1 protein-coding gene is annotated in these 1,156 nt (G+C 69.7%); it reads right to left on the bottom strand.

Translation table 11 applies throughout. The features are described 5' to 3' along the window. Positions 1 to 73: 73 nt before the first annotated feature. The coding region (locus tag K3888_RS17495; RefSeq protein WP_230931556.1) for an HNH endonuclease signature motif containing protein at positions 74 to 1,156 on the bottom strand (1,083 nt) is incomplete at its 5' end.

Below are 1,156 nucleotides of genomic sequence, written 5' to 3'. Positions count from 1 at the left end.
CGAGCAGAGTTACTACGCCGCTCTCAAACGAGAGCTTCAACCCACATAGGAGCGGCGGAGAACCTGGGGCGGTTCAGGGTGTGATTGCCACGGTGATGGGCCAGAATGTGGCTCCGGCTTTGGCGAGTGCCTTGGCGCGGGCGGCGTTGCGGGCCTGGTGTCTGGCTTGGGTGGCGGCGTCCTGGTGTGCTGTCTGGCGGTTGGTGGCGTTGTGGCTGCGTTGTGTGTCGCGGTGGGTGTGTTTGCGGGCGTCGCGTCGGGCCCGGGAGGTTTTGGTGGCACGCCCGGCGGGGGTGTGGCCGCCGGTGGCGGTAGCGCGTCCGGGGTCGGGGTTGCGGCGTTGTTGCCGGTCCCACGCGGCGGTTTCGGCCCGGGCCTGCTCGCGCCGATAGTCGGCCAGGGGCCCGTCGGGGTGGGCGACCATGGTGTGGCCTTGGTCGGTGGTGATGATCAGGGTGCCGTCGGGGTCGAGTTGGTAGTGCCAGTCGTTGAAGGTTTTGAACCGGTGATGGCGGCGGCACAGGCAGGCCATGTTCGCTTCGACTGTCTGCCCACCTTGGGTGGGGTCGGCGTGGTTGAACGGCACGGCATGATCCAGATCACAGGCGTCGGCCGGGACGGTGCATCCGGGGTGGCGGCAGGTGCCATCCCGCAGCCGGATCTGGTTGGCCAGGGTGGTGGTGGGCCGGTAGCGCAGCGCAGCATGGGGGTCGTCGGCGGCGCCGGGGGTGGGGTCGATGTGGTGCAGGCTGGCGCCGTCGCTGCGGGCGAGCATGTCCAGCAGGGACTGTAGGGCGGCTTCGCCGGTGCGGGCGAAATCCACCCGGGTGTGGTCTGCCCACCGGCTGGTATTCGCGCCGGTGGGGGCGATGACGGTGATCTTGGGCCGCAGCATCACCCCACCAGACGCCGGCCCGTCCGGTGCGCCCGAGCCCGGCGTGTCCGGCGTGCCGGAGCTGCGCGAGGTGCCGGGTGCTGCGGTGGTGTCGCCGCAGATCAGGGACATCAGGGCATCGGCGCGGCGTTGGGCCAGGCTGTAGGGCGCATCCGCAGGCCCGGGCCTAGCGTCGGTATCGGTATCGGTATCGGTATCGGTATCGGTATCGGTATCGGTATCGGTGTTGGGCGTGTTTGCGGCTGCGGTGTTGTCGGCGGG

Origin of the sequence: Dietzia aurantiaca (genome assembly GCF_021033825.1) — a bacterium.
In the GTDB taxonomy this organism is placed as follows: domain Bacteria; phylum Actinomycetota; class Actinomycetes; order Mycobacteriales; family Mycobacteriaceae; genus Dietzia; species Dietzia aurantiaca.
This window is presented reverse-complemented; position numbering and strand designations above follow the sequence as displayed.